General features: G+C 74.2%; 21 protein-coding genes and 1 tRNA gene. 8 read left to right on the plus strand and 14 right to left on the minus strand.

The features are described from left to right. Positions 1-2 precede the first annotated feature (2 nt). Together AB0881_RS23385 and AB0881_RS23390 are read left to right on the plus strand one after the other, a co-directional pair. Positions 3-1274: a glycoside hydrolase family 4 gene (locus tag AB0881_RS23385; protein WP_366619824.1), complete on the plus strand. Its 1272-nt coding sequence runs from the start codon at positions 3-5 to the stop codon at positions 1272-1274. A 31-nt stretch (positions 1275-1305) separates the two neighbouring features. Continuing rightward, positions 1306-1572, plus strand: a complete 267-nt coding sequence (locus AB0881_RS23390) for a zf-HC2 domain-containing protein (RefSeq protein WP_366619826.1) — start codon at positions 1306-1308, stop codon at positions 1570-1572. Here the strand turns inward: AB0881_RS23390 and AB0881_RS23395 are convergent. Further along, positions 1529-1849: a DUF3618 domain-containing protein gene (locus AB0881_RS23395; RefSeq protein ID WP_366619828.1), complete on the minus strand. Its 321-nt coding sequence runs from the start codon at positions 1847-1849 to the stop codon at positions 1529-1531. The genes AB0881_RS23390 and AB0881_RS23395 overlap by 44 nt on opposite strands. A 127-nt stretch (positions 1850-1976) precedes the next feature. On the opposite strand from AB0881_RS23395, the gene bcp reads away from it, so the two are divergent. After that, on the plus strand, positions 1977-2444 hold the full coding sequence (bcp, locus tag AB0881_RS23400; RefSeq protein ID WP_366619830.1) for a thioredoxin-dependent thiol peroxidase: 468 nt from the start codon (positions 1977-1979) through the stop codon (positions 2442-2444). A gap of 19 nt (positions 2445-2463) precedes the next feature. Here the strand turns inward: bcp and AB0881_RS23405 are convergent. After that, positions 2464-2547: transfer RNA gene (locus tag AB0881_RS23405), tRNA-Leu, on the minus strand. 193 nt (positions 2548-2740) lie between these two features. Between AB0881_RS23405 and AB0881_RS23410 the strand changes: the two genes are divergently transcribed. The 4 genes from AB0881_RS23410 to AB0881_RS23425 all read left to right on the plus strand — a co-directional run bounded on the left by AB0881_RS23410 (position 2741) and on the right by AB0881_RS23425 (position 6524). Continuing rightward, positions 2741-3724 carry a sensor histidine kinase gene (locus AB0881_RS23410; RefSeq protein WP_366619832.1) on the plus strand — a complete coding sequence of 328 codons (984 nt, stop codon included), beginning with the start codon at positions 2741-2743 and terminating at the stop codon, positions 3722-3724. An 80-nt stretch (positions 3725-3804) separates the two neighbouring features. Further along, positions 3805-4722: an MEDS domain-containing protein gene (locus tag AB0881_RS23415; RefSeq protein ID WP_366619833.1), complete on the plus strand. Its 918-nt coding sequence runs from the start codon at positions 3805-3807 to the stop codon at positions 4720-4722. Then, positions 4719-5639, plus strand: coding sequence for a sensor histidine kinase (locus AB0881_RS23420; RefSeq protein ID WP_366619835.1), 921 nt, complete (start codon positions 4719-4721; stop codon positions 5637-5639). The genes AB0881_RS23415 and AB0881_RS23420 overlap by 4 nt, the downstream gene beginning before the upstream one ends. Before the next feature lie 42 nt (positions 5640-5681). Continuing rightward, positions 5682-6524, plus strand: coding sequence for an MEDS domain-containing protein (locus AB0881_RS23425; RefSeq protein ID WP_366619862.1), 843 nt, complete (start codon positions 5682-5684; stop codon positions 6522-6524). Between the two features lie 7 nt (positions 6525-6531). Here AB0881_RS23425 and AB0881_RS23430 read toward each other — a convergent pair whose 3' ends face one another. The 5 genes from AB0881_RS23430 to rph all read right to left on the minus strand — a co-directional run bounded on the left by AB0881_RS23430 (position 6532) and on the right by rph (position 9317). Further along, a complete protein-coding gene (locus AB0881_RS23430) occupies positions 6532-6963 on the minus strand; it encodes a hypothetical protein (RefSeq protein WP_366619836.1) in 432 nt (143 codons plus the stop codon). After that, entirely contained in the window at positions 6953-7501 is a 549-nt protein-coding gene (locus AB0881_RS23435) for a SigE family RNA polymerase sigma factor (RefSeq protein WP_366619838.1), read from the minus strand. Before AB0881_RS23435 ends, AB0881_RS23430 begins: the two co-directional genes overlap by 11 nt. A 22-nt stretch (positions 7502-7523) precedes the next feature. Then, the gene (locus AB0881_RS23440; protein WP_366619840.1) at positions 7524-7883 is read right to left on the minus strand and encodes a hypothetical protein; all 360 of its coding nucleotides are present in this window, start codon (positions 7881-7883) and stop codon (positions 7524-7526) included. A gap of 88 nt (positions 7884-7971) precedes the next feature. Further along, entirely contained in the window at positions 7972-8601 is a 630-nt protein-coding gene (rdgB, locus tag AB0881_RS23445) for an RdgB/HAM1 family non-canonical purine NTP pyrophosphatase (RefSeq protein ID WP_366619842.1), read from the minus strand. Beyond that, entirely contained in the window at positions 8598-9317 is a 720-nt protein-coding gene (rph, locus tag AB0881_RS23450; protein WP_366619844.1) for a ribonuclease PH, read from the minus strand. Before rph ends, rdgB begins: the two co-directional genes overlap by 4 nt. Before the next feature lie 186 nt (positions 9318-9503). On the opposite strand from rph, the gene AB0881_RS23455 reads away from it, so the two are divergent. Beyond that, positions 9504-10220, plus strand: a complete 717-nt coding sequence (locus AB0881_RS23455) for an aquaporin (RefSeq protein ID WP_366619846.1) — start codon at positions 9504-9506, stop codon at positions 10218-10220. An 11-nt stretch (positions 10221-10231) separates the two neighbouring features. Here the strand turns inward: AB0881_RS23455 and AB0881_RS23460 are convergent, their stop codons facing one another. From AB0881_RS23460 to AB0881_RS23490, 7 genes are all read right to left on the minus strand, one after another. Further along, complete coding sequence (locus AB0881_RS23460) at positions 10232-10981, minus strand: MBL fold metallo-hydrolase (protein WP_366619848.1); 750 nt, start codon at positions 10979-10981, stop codon at positions 10232-10234. Positions 10982-11012: 31 nt separating this feature from the next. Beyond that, on the minus strand, positions 11013-11858 hold the full coding sequence (gene murI / locus AB0881_RS23465) for a glutamate racemase (RefSeq protein ID WP_366619850.1): 846 nt from the start codon (positions 11856-11858) through the stop codon (positions 11013-11015). A 153-nt stretch (positions 11859-12011) separates the two neighbouring features. Continuing rightward, on the minus strand, positions 12012-12812 hold the full coding sequence (locus AB0881_RS23470; RefSeq protein ID WP_366619852.1) for a thioesterase family protein: 801 nt from the start codon (positions 12810-12812) through the stop codon (positions 12012-12014). 125 nt (positions 12813-12937) lie between these two features. Next, positions 12938-13885 carry a cysteine synthase gene (locus AB0881_RS23475; RefSeq protein WP_366619854.1) on the minus strand — a complete coding sequence of 316 codons (948 nt, stop codon included), beginning with the start codon at positions 13883-13885 and terminating at the stop codon, positions 12938-12940. A gap of 19 nt (positions 13886-13904) precedes the next feature. Next, positions 13905-14177, minus strand: coding sequence for a MoaD/ThiS family protein (locus AB0881_RS23480; RefSeq protein WP_366619856.1), 273 nt, complete (start codon positions 14175-14177; stop codon positions 13905-13907). Positions 14178-14433: 256 nt separating this feature from the next. Then, positions 14434-14850, minus strand: coding sequence for a M67 family metallopeptidase (locus tag AB0881_RS23485; RefSeq protein WP_366619858.1), 417 nt, complete (start codon positions 14848-14850; stop codon positions 14434-14436). A 10-nt stretch (positions 14851-14860) separates the two neighbouring features. Further along, positions 14861-15802, minus strand: a complete 942-nt coding sequence (locus tag AB0881_RS23490; RefSeq protein ID WP_366619863.1) for a sensor histidine kinase — start codon at positions 15800-15802, stop codon at positions 14861-14863. Between the last annotated feature and the right edge of the window lie 118 nt (positions 15803-15920).

The following is a 15920-nucleotide window of genomic DNA, read 5'->3' on the forward strand; positions in this document are numbered from 1 at the left end:
GCGTGAAGATCGCGATCATCGGAGCCGGGAGCGGCTACATGCCGGGGATCGTGCGGGGGCTGCTGCACCGCGCGGACGATCTGGCCGGGACCGAGCTGGCCTGCCACGACATCGACGCCGACCATCTGGAGCTGATGGCGGGGCTGGCGCGGCGGATGTTCACCGCGCGCGGCGCCGCGTTCACCGTCACCGCGCACACCGAGCCGAAGGCGGCGCTGGACGGCGCCGCGTACGTGTTCACCACGTTCCGGCCGGGCGGGATGGTGGGCCGCCACCTGGACGAGTCCATCCCGCTGCGGCACGGCGTCGTGGGGCAGGAGACGGCCGGGCCGGGCGGGTTCCTGATGGCGTGCCGGTCCGTCCCGGTGCTGCTGGAGATCGCCGCCGCGGCCGATCCCGGGGCCTGGATCGTCAACTACACCAACCCGACCAACGTGGTCACCGACGCCGTCGCGCGGCACTCCGGCGCCCGGATCATCGGGCTGTGCGACCAGCACGTCGGCGACACCGAGATGTGGGCGGAGCTGCTCGGGCTGCCGTTCGAGCGCCTGGAGGCCGACTGGATCGGCCTCAACCACGCCACCTGGGCCGAACGGCTCCGCCTCGACGGCGAGCAGCTCGACCTGCCGGCCCTGCTGGACGGCCTGGAGGTCCCCGGCGGCGGCGCCACCCCGTGGCGCGACCCGTCCCGGATGGCGGAGCTGGCCAAGGCGCTCGGCTTCCTGCCCAACTCCTACTCCAAGTACTACTTCTTCCACGACGACGTCGTGCGGGAGCTGCGCGAGAAGGGCCGTACCCGGGCCGAGGACATCCAGGCGATGCTGCCCGCGTACTACGAGCAGATCCGGAACGAGGCGGGCAAGGACGACCCCGACCCGAGCCGGGAGCGCGGCGGCGGCGAGCACGGCGAGTTCGCCGTCGACACGATCTGCGCGCTGCACCGCGACGAGGGCCGCCGCATGATCGTCAACACCCGGAACGACGGCGCGATCTCCTCGCTGGAGGACGACGCGATCGTGGAGGTCCCGGCGCTGGTGGGGAGGGCGGGACCCGTCCCGCTGACGATGGGGGCGCTGCCGCGGCCCGTACGGGGGCTGACGCAGGCGATCCACGAGTACGAGCGGCTCGCCGCCGACGCCGCCGTCACCGGATCCCGCCGGACCGCCCTCCAGGCCCTGATGGCGCACCCGTTCGTGCGGAGCAAGCACACCGCCGAGCGGATCCTGGACGAGGGGCTGGCCGCGCACCGGGCGCATCTCCCCCAGTTCGGCTGAACGGCCGGGGGCGCTCCCGCGTACACCAGGTGTGAGACCAACCGACTGCGGCGACTACCGGATCGGCCTCGGCGTGTACGCCCTCGGGCGGCTGGCCGAGGGCGAGGCCGACGAGCTGCGCGACCATCTGGCCGGGTGCGGCCGGTGCCGCGGGGAGCTGGCCGAGCTGCGCGGCGTGGTCGACGTCCTGGCCCGGACGCGCCGAGGCGCCGGTCCCCGCGCACGCGCGCGGGCCGGCGCCTCGTTCCTGCTGTTCAGCGGCGGCGGCGCCTGCGCCGCCAGATCACCAGGGCGGTGACCGCGACGGCCGCGCCGACCCCGGCCGCCACCATCCGGGGGTCGATCCCGCCGCCGGGCCGGTCGTCCTCGCCGTCCTTGCCCTCGGCCGGGGTGAACATCGCGCCGACGGCCTTGGCGACCTGGCCCGCCTCGTCCTTCAGGCGCTCGGCGCCGCGCTGCGCCACGTTCCGCGGGTTGACCCGCTCGGCGAGCTCGTCGATCGTCTGCGCGAGCTCCAGGCGGGCGCGCTCTATCTGCCGCTCCAGCGCCTCCGGGTCGCGGGACCTGTCAGCCATGCCTGTTCCTTCTCGTTCGAGCCTCAGCCACGCATGATCCGAACAGTGTTGCAGGTCTGCCCGCGAAACGCCCGCGCCGCCCCAGCCGGTACGGTGGAGCCGACCAGTCCACAGAAAGGCGGTACAGGTGTCCGAGCGGTTGGAGCCCGGCGACGTCGCCCCCGGATTCGAGCTTCCGGACGCCGACGGCGCGCCGGTGACGCTGGAGTCGCTGCGCGGCCGGCGCGTGATCCTGTACTTCTACCCGGCGGCGATGACCCCGGGCTGCACCAAGGAGTCGGTCGACTTCCAGGGCAGCCTCGCCGAACTGGAGGCCGGCGGCGTCACCGTCGTGGGCATCTCCCCCGACAAGCCCGCCAAGCTCGCGAAGTTCCGCGAGAAGGAGGGGCTGACCTTCCCGCTGCTCTCCGACCCGGAGACCGAGGTCCTCAAGGCGTACGGCGCGTACGGCGAGAAGAAGCTGTACGGCAAGGTCGTCGTGGGCGTGATCCGCTCGACCTTCATCATCGACGCCGACGGAAAGATCGAGAAGGCGTACTACAACGTGAAGGCCACCGGCCACGTCGAGCGTCTGCGGCGCGACCTCGGCGTATAGCCCCGGGGAGAGGTTCCAGTGCGGACGGGGGGACTCGAACCCCCACGGTGTCTCCACCAACAGGACCTAAACCTGCCGCGTATGCCGATTTCGCCACGTCCGCCCGGGTGACTCCGGAGACGAGGCCCCGGAGCTGCCCGGCCAGCTTAGCGTCCTGATCGTGGGGCACTGCCGGGAATTCTCAGTTGGTGAAAATCGCTCTCGGCAACCGGGCGCTCGCGGCCTAGGCTGGACGGGTCCCGTTTCTCGCCGGTCCGGGACGCCGCGATCACCGACGGCCGACGCAGGTGGGCATCGTGAGCGATTCCTTCACTCATCGCGTGCTTCCGTACGACGGGATGGACGACTATCTCGCCGGCGCCCTCCCCTTCCTGCGCGAGGGCGCCGCGAGCGGTGACCGGGTCCTGGCGGTGACGCCGCTGGCCAGCGGGCTGCTGCTGCGCGACGAGCTGGGGGCGGCGGCGGACGCGATCGAGTTCCACGAGTCGGCCTCCTGGTACTCCCATCCCGCCCGCACGCTGGCCGGCTGCCTGGACATGGCGGACGCGGCGGAACGTGAGGGGCGGCGGCTGCGGATCCTGGGCGAGCCCGGCTGGAGCGGCCGGCCGGCGCCGGAGGTCCTGGAGTGGCAGCGGACCGAGGCGCTGGTCAACGTCGCGTTCGCCGGCACCCCGACCGCGATCCTGTGCCCGTACGCGCGGAGCCTGCCGGCGGGCGTCGTGGCCTCGTCGCGGCGCACGCACCCGGAGAGCGTCCGGGGCGTCAGCGCCGTCCGCAATCCCGGCTACCTGGATCCGTGGACGTTCAGCGCCCGCTGCGACGGGGAGCCGCTGCCCGCGCCGCCGCCGGACGCCGAGTCGATGGCGCTCGACCGGCCCGACCTGTACTGGCTGCGGGCGTACGTCGGCGAGTTCGCCCGCCGCGCCGGGCTGCTGCCCGCCGGAGACCTGCAGCGGCTGCTGGTCGCGGTGACCGAGGTGGTCACCAACGCGACCCGGCACGGCGCGCCGCCGATGGCGCTCACGATGTGGGCCGACCCCGCGGACGGCTCGGTGGTCTGCCAGGTCACCGACGCCGGACGATGGGCGCCGGGGGCCGGGCACGGGCTCGTGCCGCCGCGCGCGGCGGGGGCGGGGCCGGGGCGGTTCGGGCTGTGGGCCGTCCGGCTGCTCTGCTCCGCCGTCCAGATCCGTACCGGAGAGCAGGGCACCACGGTGCGGCTGCGCCTCCGGCCGTCCGCCGTCCCGGCGGGCACCGCACATCCGGTCGACACAGCGTGAGGCACTCAATGCGTTGGGCTTCTGATTCCCGCCGGGCGGCGTACTCTTGTCAGCACCCCGACGATCCCGATGGGCAGGCCATGGACACCGCCTGGTTCGCCAAGCGCCCCGTCACCGAGGTCCGGCCGGGCGACCACGGCTGGCTGGCCTACTCCGGCGCCGAGGAGCGCGACCGGGTGATCGGCACGTTCATCGAGGCGGGGCTGCGCCACGAGGAGAAGGTCGTGTACGTCACCGACACCCCGCCCGAGCGGCTGCCGGGGATGGCGCTGCGCACGTCCCTGGACCTGTGCGCCTACACCGGGTCCGGGCAGCTGCGGGTGATCCCGACGCAGGAGGCGTGCCGGGGGCGGAACGGCGCGTTCGAGCCCGGCCGGCTGCTGGACACCCTCGGCCGCGAGGTCGACGGGACGTTCGGCCAGGGGTTCCGCGCCGCCCGCCTCACCATCGACCACAGCTGGGTGCTGGCCGGCCGGGACGGCGCCGACCTCGGCCCGATGCTGGGCTGCGAGCAGGGCTTCGGCGACGCGGTCTCGCCGAGCACGATGGCGATGGCGATCTGCCAGGTGTCCCGGCGCGCCTGCTCGCCCGGGCAGCTGGCCGCGCTGCGCGCCACCCACGAGGTGCTGATCGAGGTCGATCCGGAGTTCGACGACGGGGTGCTGCGGATCGTGCGCACGTTCCAGCCGCACGGGCTGCGGCTGGCGGGCGAGCTGGACGCCGTCCGGCACGCCCGGTTCACCGAGGAGCTCGGCCGGGTCGCCCGCGCGCACCGGCGGATCCATCTCGACTTCGCCGAGCTGGGCTTCATCGACCTCGGCGGCCTCACCCTGCTGGCCGAGCACGCCACCCGGCTGGGCGGCGGCCGGGCGCTGGTCCTCGACCACCTGCCGCCGGACGTGGAGAGCGTCATCGAGATGGTCGGCTGGCACCGGCTGCCGGGGCTGGTCCGCGGCCGCAGACGCGCCCCGCACGCCCCGGGAGGCGGCCGCCCATGACGCTGGAGCACCGCGCGTTCATCTACGACGGCGCCGACGACTTCGTCTCCGTCGCCGTGCCGTTCCTGACCGCGGGGCTGGAGGCCGGCGAGGCGGTCGTCGCCGTCCTCCGGAGGGCCGGGCACGGCCCCCTGCGGGAAGCGCTGGGCGAGCACGCGGAGGCGATCGCCTTCCATGCGTCCGAGGACTTCTACCAGCATCCCGTGCGCACGCTGAAGATCTACCAGGAGCTGGTCCAGGCGGAGCGGCCGCGCCGGGTCCGCGCGCTCGCCGAGCCCGTCTGGGACGGCTGGAGCGCGCGCGAGACGCTCGAATGGGCCCGGTACGAGTCGCTCATCAACGTCGCGTTCGCCGGCTCGGGGGCGAAGGCCCTGTGCCCGTACGACCGGACCGCGCTGCCCCCCGAGATCATCCGGCATGCGCGGGAGACGCATCCGCTGCTGGCCTCCGGCGCCTTCACGGTGCGCAATCCCGAGTACGTCAAGCCCGCCGACTTCGGCGCCCGCTGCGACCGCACCCGCCGCTTCGACCGTCCCCGGGACGCCGCGTACCTCCCGATCGACTCCGCCGACCTGCGCGGGCTGCGGGCGTTCGTCGGCGACCGGGCCGCGGCGCACGGCCTCGCCCGGCAGGCCGCGCAGAACCTCGTGACCGCCGCGAACGAGGCGGCCGCGAACGCGCTCCGGCACGGCGCGCCGCCCGCCGGGCTGTGGCTGTGGACGGAGGGCCCCGACCTGGTGTGCGAGGTCGGCGACCACGGCAGCTGGCCGGACGCCACGCCCCTGGTCGGCTTCGACCCGCCCGAGTCGGCGCTGCAGCGCGGCTTCGGGCTGTGGACGGTGCGCCTCCTGGTCGATCTCATGGAGCTGCGGGCCGGCTGGGACGGTACGTTCGTGCGGATGCGGCAACGGCGCTGAGGGGACCCGGCGCGAGCGACGGTGGAGGCACCCGTGGGGAGCATGGAGAGCCTCTGGACGGTCCGGAGGCCGGTGCGCGAGCTGCGCCCCGGCGACCACGCCTGGCTGGCGTACACGGGCCGCGAGGAGCAGCACCATGTCACCGGCGCGTTCGTGCGCGCCGGGCTGGACGCCGGGGAGAGGGTCGTCTACCTGTCGGGCGCGGCCCCCGTCACCGCGCCCCGGCTGCCCGCCCACGAGCGGCTGAGCGTCGTCGCGCTCGGCCGCGGCGGGCGGCGCGGCGGCCACTTCGATCCGGCGGCGCTGATGCGCGCGGTGGCGGAGGCGGTCGCGGACGCCGGCGACGAGGACCACCGGGGCGTCCGGATCGCCGCCGACATGACCTGGGCGGTCCGCCGGCCGGGCGGGCTGGAGCTGCTGCTGGACTGCGAGCGGCGGATCGACATCGCGATCGGGCCGAGCACCCGCGCGATCGCGCTGTGCCAGTTCGACCGCGCCCGCTGCACCGCCGCGGAGCTGGAGGCCCTCGGCGGCTCGCACGGCGTGGAGGTCGTGCCCGATCCCGAGTTCGAGGACTCCGTGCTGCGGATCGTGCGCACGTTCCGGCCGCCCGGGCTGGCGCTGGCCGGCGAGCTGGACGCGTCCCGGCACGCCGTCCTGCTGGAGGCGCTGACCACGGTGGCGGCGGGCGCCGGCCGGGAGGTGCATCTGGACCTGTCCCGGCTGCGGTTCATCGACCTGGGCGCGCTCAACATCCTCGCCGACACCGCCGCGCACGCGAGCGGCCGCGGCGCGCTGGTGCTCGACCGGATGTCGCCGCAGCTCCGCACCGTCGTGGAGACGGTCGGCTGGCACATGCTCCCCGGCCTGCGCCTGGGTCCCTGACCGCGCTTCACCCCGGCGTACGCGACGGGACGGGCGCCGAGGGGCCCGATGGTGCCGAGGTGGGCGCGGGCCCGGCCGGCGGGAGGCTCCCGCCGCGCGGATCCTGGCCCGGAGGGGTCGGCCGGGGCACGGGCGACGGCCCGGTCGGCGTCGGCACCGGCACGGTCAGGCTCGGCGCCGGGACCAGCGGTGCGGGCCGCTCCTCGCGCCGCTCCCCCGACCCGAGCAGCGCGAACGCCAGCACGGCGGCGGCCGCGGCGAGCACGGGCACGGCCCACAGGCCGGCGCGGAGCCACGGACGGCCCGGCCGCGCGCGCGGGCGCGGGGTCGCCGGATCGGCCGCGTTCCGGAGCCGATGCAGCAGTTCCGCGTCCGGGCCGATCCGGTCGGCGCCGCGCCGGTAGTGCTCCCGCAGCAGGGTCTCCAGTTCATCGTTCACGGCCCGGACCTCCTCCCTGCTCCATATGCTCTCTGTCCGCCATGTGCCGCCGGAGGGCGGTCATCGCCCGCGCGGTGTGGCTCTTGACCGTGCCCCGGGAGATCCCCAGGACGGCGGCGATCTCGTGCTCGCTCAGATCGCACCAGTACCGCAGGACGACGACGGCGCGCTGCTTGACCGGCAGGGCGCGCAGCACCTCGTCCAGCTCGCCGCCGGGGCCGCCCGCGCCGCCGCCCGGCACGGCCGCGTACCGCTCCACGTCGGCGGGCGTGCCGACGGGCAGGTCGCGGCGGCGCGACCGGCGCCGGTGCTCGTCGATGGCCAGGTTGACCAGGATCTTGCGGGCGTACGCCTCCGGCTCCCCCGCGGCGACCCTCTTCCAGCGCCGGGCGACGCGCTCGTACGTGACCTGGAGCAGGTCCTCGGCGAGATGGCGGTCGTACACGAGGAAGACGGCGGTGCGCAGCAGCCGGCCCGCGGTGGCGGTCACGAACTCCTCGAACGTGATCTCCGCCCCGCGGGCCTCCCGCGCGGTCATCGTGAACAGCGGACGCCTCCGCTTACGGCCGCCGCGGCGGGGACGGTGCCGGCCGCGGCGACTCGTACGTCGGCTCGGGGACGGGCGCCGCGGACGGCGCGGACGGCGCCGGCACCGGCGCGCGGGAGGCCGTCGGCGACGGCGCGGGCACGGCGGTCCCCGTGGGCTCGGGCACCGGCAGGGCCGGCGCGGTGGGCGTCGGCACCGGCTTGGCGGGGGCGGGCGCGGTCACGGTGGGCACCGGGGTGCTCACCCCGGCCGGTTCGGCCACGACGGGCCGGCCGGCGGCGGTGGCGACCCAGACGCCGGCCGCCAGGGCGGCGGCACCGAGCCCGGTGGCCGCGACCAGCAGCGGCAGCCGGCGGGAACCCTTGTCGTTCATGTCGCTCCTCGGAGGGGGACGTTTCCGTACACCCCTCTCAACCCCCGCCGGGCGGCCCGCGGTTGTCACGCCGCGGATCTTTTTCGGCTCAGCGCGGGCGGGCGGTGGCGAGCGCGTCCGGCAGCAGCTCGGCCAGCGCGCGGAACGCGCGGCCGCGGTGGCTGATCGCGTCCTTCTCCTCGGGGGACAGCTCGGCGCTGGTCCGGTCGCCGTCCTCGGTGAGGAAGATCGGGTCGTAGCCGAAGCCGCCGGTGCCGCGCGGCGCGCGGATGACCCGGCCGTGCATCCGGCCCTCCACGACGTGCTCGGCCCCGCCGGGCACGACCAGCGCGGCCGCGCAGACGAAGTGGGCGCCGCGCTCGCCGTCGGCGACGTCGGCGAGCTGGTCGAGGACGAGCTCCAGGTTGGCGCGGTCCTTGCCGCCCTCGGCGGCGTCGCCGAACCGGCCGGACCAGCGGGCCGACAGCACGCCCGGCATGCCGTTCAGCGCGTCCACGCACAGCCCCGAGTCGTCGGCGACCGCCGGCAGCCCGGTGTGGGCGGCGATGGCGCGCGCCTTGAGCAGGGCGTTGCCCTCGAAGGTCAGCTCGGTCTCCGGGACGTCCGGCGCGTCCGGGAACGCCTCCAGCCCGGCCACCTCGACGCCCTGCCCGGCCAGGATCCGCTCCAGCTCGACGATCTTGGCCTTGTTCCGGGACGCCAGCACGATCCTGCTCACCGGCCGAGCACCTCGTTCTGCATCCGGGTCAGCTGGGCGCAGCCCCCGGCGGCCAGGTCGAGCAGCGCGTCCAGCTCCGCCCGGTCGAACGGGGCGCCCTCGGCGGTGCCCTGCACCTCGACGAACCGGCCGTCGCCGGTGCAGACGACGTTCATGTCGGTCCCGGCGGCCACGTCCTCCTTGTAGCAGAGGTCGAGCCGGGGCTCGCCGTCGATCACGCCGACGCTGACCGCGGACACCGAGGTCGCCAGCGGGTCGCCCTTGCACAGGCCGCGCTCGCGCATCCAGCTCACCGCGTCGGCCAGCGCCACGTACGCGCCGGTGATCGCGGCGGTCCGGGTGCCGCCGTCGGCCTGGAGGACGTCGCAGTCGAGCTGGACGGTGTTCTCGCCGAGCGCCTTGAAGTCCAGGCAGGCCCGGATCGACCGGCCGATCAGCCGGGAGATCTCGTGCGTGCGGCCGCCCACCCGGCCCTTGATCGACTCGCGGTCGTTGCGGGTGTTGGTGGCGCGGGGCAGCATCGCGTACTCCGCGGTGACCCAGCCCAGCCCGCTGTCGCGCCGCCAGCGCGGCACCGAGTCCTGCACCGACGCGGCGCACAGCACCCGGGTGCCGCCGAACTCGACCAGCACCGAGCCCTCGGCATGGTCGAGCCAGCCGCGCTCGAAGCGGACGGGGCGGAGCTGGTCGGGTGAACGATCATCAGGACGGGCCATGGGGACCACCCTAATGCCCGCCCCCGGCCCCGCGCGGCAGCCCCGAGCCCACCCCCAGCCCAGCCCCCAGCCCACCCCGAGCCCACCCGGAACCGTTCCGGATTCCCGCCGCGACCTGCCGGAAAACCGGTTGATCTCACGAACGGTGGCAATCAATGACGGTGAGTCACATCAGGGGGACGGGTAATGAACAGATATATCGCGGAAGGGGCGGGTACCGCGCTGCTCGTCTTCTTCGCTGTGGGAAGCGCCGTGTTCGGGCTCGCCGAGATCGGCACGCTCGGCGTCGCGCTGACGTTCGGGCTGGTGCTGCTGGCGCTGGCGTACGCGATCGGGCCGGTGTCGGGAGCGCACGTGAACCCGGCGGTGACGCTCGGGATGCTGCTGGCGAAGCGGATCACGCCGATCGAGGCGGGCGTCTACATCGTGGCGCAGGTCGTCGGCGGCATCGTCGGGATGGCGGTGATCCGGCTGGTCGCCGCGGTCGGGAACGCCACCATGCAGGTGAACGGCGCCAACAGCTACGGCGAGAAGATCAACGCCGGCGGCGCCTTCATCCTGGAGGTGATCCTGACGTTCATGCTGGTCATGGTGGTGCTGATGGTCACCCGCCGGAACGACGTGTACGGCTTCGACGGCCTGGCGATCGGCCTGACGCTGGCCCTGGTCCACCTGGTGGGCATCCCGCTCACCGGCACGTCGGTGAACCCGGCCCGCTCGATCGGGCCCGCGCTGTTCGGCGGCTGGCACGCGATGTCGCAGCTGTGGCTGTTCATCCTCGCCCCGCTGGTCGGCGGCGCGCTGGCGGCCCTGGCCGAGCCGTACCTGCGCTCGCGCCGCGACCGCACCCCCAACGAGCCGCCGCGGGCCGGCCCGCGCGAGCCGCACGGCCAGGAGTCGTAGCGGGCGCCGGATCAGAGGTCGTAGACGGCGCCCACGGTGGCCAGCTCGATCGGCCCGCGGTACGCGCTGCCCTTGGCCTCGGTGAGCGACATCTGCGCATCGTTCCACGGCACGAGGTGGGTGAGCACCAGCCGCCCGACCCCGGCGCGGTCGGCGTGCTCGGCCGCCTCGCGCGCGGTCAGGTGCAGGTCCGCGGGCTGCCCGGGCCCCTCCAGGAACGACGCCTCGCACAGGAAGAGGTCGGCGCCGCGGGCCAGCTCCACCAGGCCGTCGGACGGGCCGGTGTCGCCGGAGTAGGCCAGCGTCCGGCCGCCGTGCTCGATCCGGAACGCGAACGCCTCCACCGGATGCGGCATGAGCGCGGTCGTCACCCGGAACGGGCCGATCTCGTACGGGCCGGACCGGAGCGTGTGGAACTCGAACGTCTCCGACATCCCCGGATCGAGGGGCAGGTCGTACGCGGCGGCCATCCGGCGCGGGGTGTCGGCCGGGCCGTGCACCGGGATCACCGGCGGCGCGCCACCGGGCCGGTACGTGCGCGCCACCCAGTACCCGCACAGGTCGAGGCAGTGGTCGGCGTGCAGGTGCGACAGGCAGATCGCGTCGATCTCGTACAGCGGATGGAAGCGCTGCAGCGAGCCGAGCGCTCCGTTGCCCAGGTCCAGCAGCAGGGAGAACCCCTCGGCCTGGATCAGGTAGCAGGACGCGGGGCTCTCCGGCCCCGGGAAGCTGCCGGCGCAGCCGATCACAGTGACCCGCACGCTCACTCCTCCTCTTGCTTCTCCCGAGGAATCAGGTGGACAGAGCCTTACTCTCGGCGGTTTCCACCAGACCGATCTCCGGCCCCAGGAAGCGGCGGCCGAGCGCGGCGAACACGTCGGGGTCACCGGTCGCGCGGAACCGGTGCTCGGGCGGGGGCGACGCCTCCGCGCGGGCAAGCCCCCTGTCGTGCAGCACTCGATAGACGTCCTTGGCGGTTTCATCGGCACTCGACACCAGTGTGACGCCGTCGCCGACGACATACGAGATCACGCCGGTAAGCAATGGGTAGTGCGTGCACCCGAGGATCAGGGTGTCGCACCCGGCGTCGGTGATCGGCCGGAGGTAGCCGCGCGCGGTCTCCAGCAGCTCGTCGCCCATCGTCACGCCCGCCTCCACGAACGGCACGAACCGCGGGCAGGCGGCGGCGGTCAGCTCGATGTGCGGCGCCGCCGCGAACGCGTCCTCGTAGGCGCGGCTCGTCACGGTGGCCTGCGTGGCGATCAGCCCCACCCGGCCGTTGCGGGTGGCCCGGGCGGCCCGGCGGGTGGCCGGGTTGATCACCTCGACCACCGGGACGTCGTAGCGCTCGCGCGCGTCGCGCAGCATCGCCGAGCTGGCGCTGTTGCACGCGATCACCAGCATCTTCACGCCCTGCTCGACGAGCTCGTCCAGCATCTCCAGCGCGAACGCGCGCACCTCGGCGATGGGCCGCGGGCCGTACGGCTGGCGGGCCGAGTCGCCGAGGTAGACGACCGGCTCGTTCGGCAGCTGGTCGAGGATCGCGCGGGCCACGGTGAGCCCGCCGAACCCGCTGTCGAAGATCCCGATCGGCGCGTCGGGATCCGGGGGACGGCCCCCCCAGGAACGATCAGACATGGTGTCCAAGGCTAGGCGAGAACGCGCCCGTCAGGCGCGTCATGCGTCGTACATCACATGGTCACATGCCTGAAACCCGGGCGAGTTGGGCGCGGTGTGACCGACGGCATGCCCGGGGGTTGCCGTGACTTGCCGGAACGGGCCGGCGCGGGGTCACCCGCCGCGGCCGACGCGGGCGATCTGGCGGCTCTGCGCGACCAGCCGGCCGGCCGAGTCCCAGACCTCCACCTCCTCGTCGAACCAGCCGCCGGTCAGCAGCCGCCCGGTGCCGTGCAGGGCCAGCGGCCCCGGCGCCGGCACGGCGCGCATGTGCCAGGTCAGCTCGACGGTCGGCGCCCAGCCCTTGGCGCCCAGGTTGAGGGCGACCGGCGGCAGCGCGTCCACGGCGAGGGCCAGCGCGTACGCGTCGGCGTCCTCCCCGTCCGGCAGCCGGAACCAGGCCCGCAGCTCGGGCCGGCCCATCGGCTGCCCGTCCAGCCAGCCCATGGTGGCCGGGTCGAAACGCATGTCGACCCGGTCGGCGAAGCCCCGCTCGCGCTCCTCGGTGACCGGCTGGAAGCCGGTGCACTTCTCGACCGGCGGCAGCTCCGGCACGGGCGGCTCGCCCGCCCAGTCGGGCTCGGCGGCCGGGTCCAGCGTGCCGGTGGTGATCAGCGCCTCGACCGCGACCTGCTCGTTCTGGACGAGGCTGACCCGGGACGTCGCGGCGGTCCGGCCGGTCTTGCGGGTGTCGACCAGGATCTCGGCGGGCCCCGCCTTGGCCACCCGCAGGAACGTGGCCGCGGTCGAGATCGGGTGCTGGTGCGGCGTCGCGTCCACCGCCGCCCGGTCCAGCACCGCCATCAGGTAGCCGCCGTTCAGCGCCGCGCCGATCGCGAACCCCGCGTCGAGGTCGATCGCGTACCGGCCGTCCCCGACCCGCTCGATGGCCGTAGCCCGCCCGAACCTGCTCATATAACCCGCTCGCCTCCGAGGCCACTACTAGAATCGCATTCGAGTATGCCGTCCGCCCGTCCCGGCGTGCAACGCGGCCCCCGCCGGAGCACCGGCGAGGGCCGCGAAGGGGCGGGACGAGGGTGCTACGCCCAGAGCTGGCCTTCGAGGCGGGCCTCCGCCTCTTCGAGGGTGCCGCCGTACGCGCCGGTGGACAGGTACTTCCAGCCGCCGTCGGCCACGACGAACGCGATGTCGGCGCGCTCGCCCGCCTTCACCGCCTTCGCCGCCATGCCCAGCGCCGCGTGCAGCGCGCCGCCGGTCGAGATGCCCGCGAAGATGCCCTCCTGCTCCAGCAGCTCGCGGGTACGGCGCAGCGCGTCCCGGGAGCCCACTGAGAAGCGGGTGGTCAGCACCGAGTCGTCGTACAGCTCGGGGATGAACCCCTCGTCGATGTTGCGCAGCCCGTACACCAGCTCGCCGTACCGCGGCTCGGCGGCGACGATCTTGACGTCGGGGCGCTGCTCGCGCAGGTAGCGGCCGACGCCCATCAGCGTCCCGGTGGTGCCCAGCCCGGCCACGAAGTGCGTCACGGTCGGGAGGTCCTCAAGGATCTCCGGGCCGGTCGTCTCGTAGTGCGCCAGCGCGTTCGCCTCGTTGCCGTACTGGTAGAGCATCACCCAGTCGGGGTTCTCCCCCGCCAGCCGCTTGGCGACCCGGACCGCCTCGTTGGAACCGCCGGCCGCCGGCGAGGAGATGATGCGGGCGCCCCACATCTCCAGCAGCTGCCGGCGCTCGGCCGAGGTGTTCTCCGGCATCACGCACACCATCGCGTAGCCGCGCAGCTTGGCGACCATGGCCAGCGAGATGCCGGTGTTGCCGGACGTGGGCTCCAGGATCGTGCAGCCTGGGGTGAGCAGCCCCTCCTTCTCCGCCTTCTCGATCATGTAGAAGGCGGGCCGGTCCTTCACCGAACCGGTCGGGTTGCGGTCCTCCAGCTTGGCCCACAACCGCACCTCGGGGCTCGGCGACAGCCTGGGCAGCCCTACCAGGGGCGTGCGGCCCAGGGAGTCCAGCAGTGATTCGAAACGCATGTCGGCACGGCTTCCGGGCTCAGCCCCCGGCGACGGCCGGGAGGATCGTCACGTTGTCGCCGTCCGAGACCTCGGTCTCCAGGCCGTTCAGGAAGCGCACGTCCTCGTCGTTCAGGTAGACGTTGACGAACTTGCGCAGGCCCTTGTCGTCCACCAGCCGGCCGCGCAGGCCGGGGTGCCGCTCGTCCAGGTCCGAGAACAGCTCGTCGAGCGTGCCGCCCTTGCCTTCGACGGCCTTGGCACCGTCGGTGAGGTTGCGCAGGATCGTCGGGATCCGGACCTCGATCGCCATCGCGAAGATCTCCTTCAGGTCGTACGGGCACCCCGCCCGCGGCCGTCTCAGGCATCACAACAGGGCGGGGCGCAGGGGAATTCCGGGCGAGAATCGACGCGTCAGCGACAGTCGTAGACGACTTCGGCACGTGAGTGCCCGAAGAGGAAGCTCTGCACGGGCGGCGGCGAGTCGGCCGGGTACGGGCCCGCCGGGCCCGGCTGCCGCTCGCTCGTCCACATGGCCGCCAGTTTACCGGCCCGGTCCGCCGGCGCCTTCACCCGCCGTCCCCGACGATGGTGACCTCCTCCTCGGTCACCTCCCCGTCGAGGATCCGGTACGAGCGGAACTCGTACGTCTCCGGGTCCCGCGTGGAGACCAGCACGTAGTGCGCGTTGGGCTCGGCCGCGTAGGAGATGTCCGTACGGGACGGGTACGCCTCGGTCGAGGTGTGCGAGTGGTAGATCACCACCGGCTCCTCGTCGCGGTCGTCCATCTCCCGCCAGACCTTGAGCTGCTCCTGGGAGTCGAAACGGTAGAAGGTCGGGGAGCGCTCGGCGTTGACCATCGGGATGAACCGGACCGGCCGGTCCGACCCGAGCGGCCCGGCGATCACGCCGCAGGCCTCGTCGGGGTGGTCGGCGCGCGCATGCGCGACGATCTGGTCAACCAGGGCACGCTCGATCGTCAGCATGGTGCGAAGGCTACCCGGCGCGATCGTCCGGCCCCGCCGCGGCGTCCGCCAGCCTGAGGTGCATCCGGACCCGCGTGCCGCCCGGCCCCGACCGGATCTCCACGATGTGGCACAGCCGCCGCACCGCCCACATCGCCGTCTCGCCCGGCTTGTAGTGCCGCGGCGGGAAGCAGCCGAGGAAGCGGTCCTCCAGCCGGCCCTCCGGATCGCCCACGTCGCACAGCAGCTCGCCGCCCTCCGCCCACACCCACAGCAGGCCGCGCCCGCCGCCGTGCCGGATGACCGTGGTCGCGACCTCGTTCACCGCCAGCACGAACGGCAGCGACCGGTCGGCGGGCAGGCCCAGCCGCTCGGCCTCCGCGGCCAGGAACGCCCGCAGCCCCGCCAGCCCGCCCGCCGCGAACCGCCTCCACGCCGCGTCCCTCGGCGGCGCGCTCAGCGGGCGCGCGTTGCACTCGGCGTAGAAGACGGCGGGATCGACGTACCGGCCGCTCGGCCGCGGGCCCCGGTCGTCCACCACGTCGGGATGGGTGCGGGCCGCGTCGGTGATCACGTGGGCCGGCAGGGAGGCCGCGTCGTACGCGCACATCAGCAGCGTGGGCGTCCCGGCGAACGCGACGTTCAGCAGCGCCTCGTGCCGCTTCCACTCGCAGACCTCCAGCTCGCTGCGGCCCGTCCACACCGGCTCGGCCAGCAGCCGCAGCCGCCCCACCGGCCACCAGTCGCGGCGGGACCGGTCCTGGTAGGCCGCCAGCGCGTCCATCGGCCCCGTGAACCACGACCCCGCCTCGATGAACTCGACCGACCGCGACGCGGCGGAACCGAGCTGGCGGCGCAGCAGCCGCTCGGCCGCCGGAGCGACGACGGCCACCACCGCGTCCCCCTCCGCCAGCCCCTCCCGCAGATGCGGCACCGCCGCCGCGGCGAACTCCCGCCGAGTCGAATACACCAGCGCTGTGTGTCGTGGGGGGGGGGGGCCCCCCCCCCCCGGGCAGGTTGGGGGGGGGGCGCCCCCCCCCCCCCCCCCCCCCGGGGGGGCGGGCCGCGCCGCGCGGGAGGCCCCCGGCCCC

Origin of the sequence: Spirillospora sp. NPDC029432 (assembly GCF_040703975.1) — a bacterium.
Taxonomy (GTDB): domain Bacteria; phylum Actinomycetota; class Actinomycetes; order Streptosporangiales; family Streptosporangiaceae; genus Spirillospora.

Bases quoted from the DNA above. Each gene is read 5' to 3' on its own strand.
- AB0881_RS23440 (WP_366619840.1), bottom strand. From the start codon at position 7,883: ATGAACGACAAGGGTTCCCGCCGGCTGCCGCTGCTGGTCGCGGCCACC.
- rph (WP_366619844.1), bottom strand. From the start codon at position 9,317: ATGGCCCGTCCTGATGATCGTTCACCCGACCAGCTCCGCCCCGTCCGC.
- AB0881_RS23420 (WP_366619835.1), top strand. From the start codon at position 4,719: ATGACGCTGGAGCACCGCGCGTTCATCTACGACGGCGCCGACGACTTC.
- AB0881_RS23480 (WP_366619856.1), bottom strand. From the start codon at position 14,177: ATGGCGATCGAGGTCCGGATCCCGACGATCCTGCGCAACCTCACCGAC.
- AB0881_RS23415 (WP_366619833.1), top strand. From the start codon at position 3,805: ATGGACACCGCCTGGTTCGCCAAGCGCCCCGTCACCGAGGTCCGGCCG.
- AB0881_RS23395 (WP_366619828.1), bottom strand. From the start codon at position 1,849: ATGGCTGACAGGTCCCGCGACCCGGAGGCGCTGGAGCGGCAGATAGAG.
- AB0881_RS23425 (WP_366619862.1), top strand. From the start codon at position 5,682: ATGGAGAGCCTCTGGACGGTCCGGAGGCCGGTGCGCGAGCTGCGCCCC.
- AB0881_RS23485 (WP_366619858.1), bottom strand. From the start codon at position 14,850: ATGCTGACGATCGAGCGTGCCCTGGTTGACCAGATCGTCGCGCATGCG.
- murI (WP_366619850.1), bottom strand. From the start codon at position 11,858: ATGTCTGATCGTTCCTGGGGGGGCCGTCCCCCGGATCCCGACGCGCCG.
- AB0881_RS23470 (WP_366619852.1), bottom strand. From the start codon at position 12,812: ATGAGCAGGTTCGGGCGGGCTACGGCCATCGAGCGGGTCGGGGACGGC.
- AB0881_RS23475 (WP_366619854.1), bottom strand. From the start codon at position 13,885: ATGCGTTTCGAATCACTGCTGGACTCCCTGGGCCGCACGCCCCTGGTA.
- AB0881_RS23435 (WP_366619838.1), bottom strand. From the start codon at position 7,501: ATGACCGCGCGGGAGGCCCGCGGGGCGGAGATCACGTTCGAGGAGTTC.
- AB0881_RS23455 (WP_366619846.1), top strand. From the start codon at position 9,504: ATGAACAGATATATCGCGGAAGGGGCGGGTACCGCGCTGCTCGTCTTC.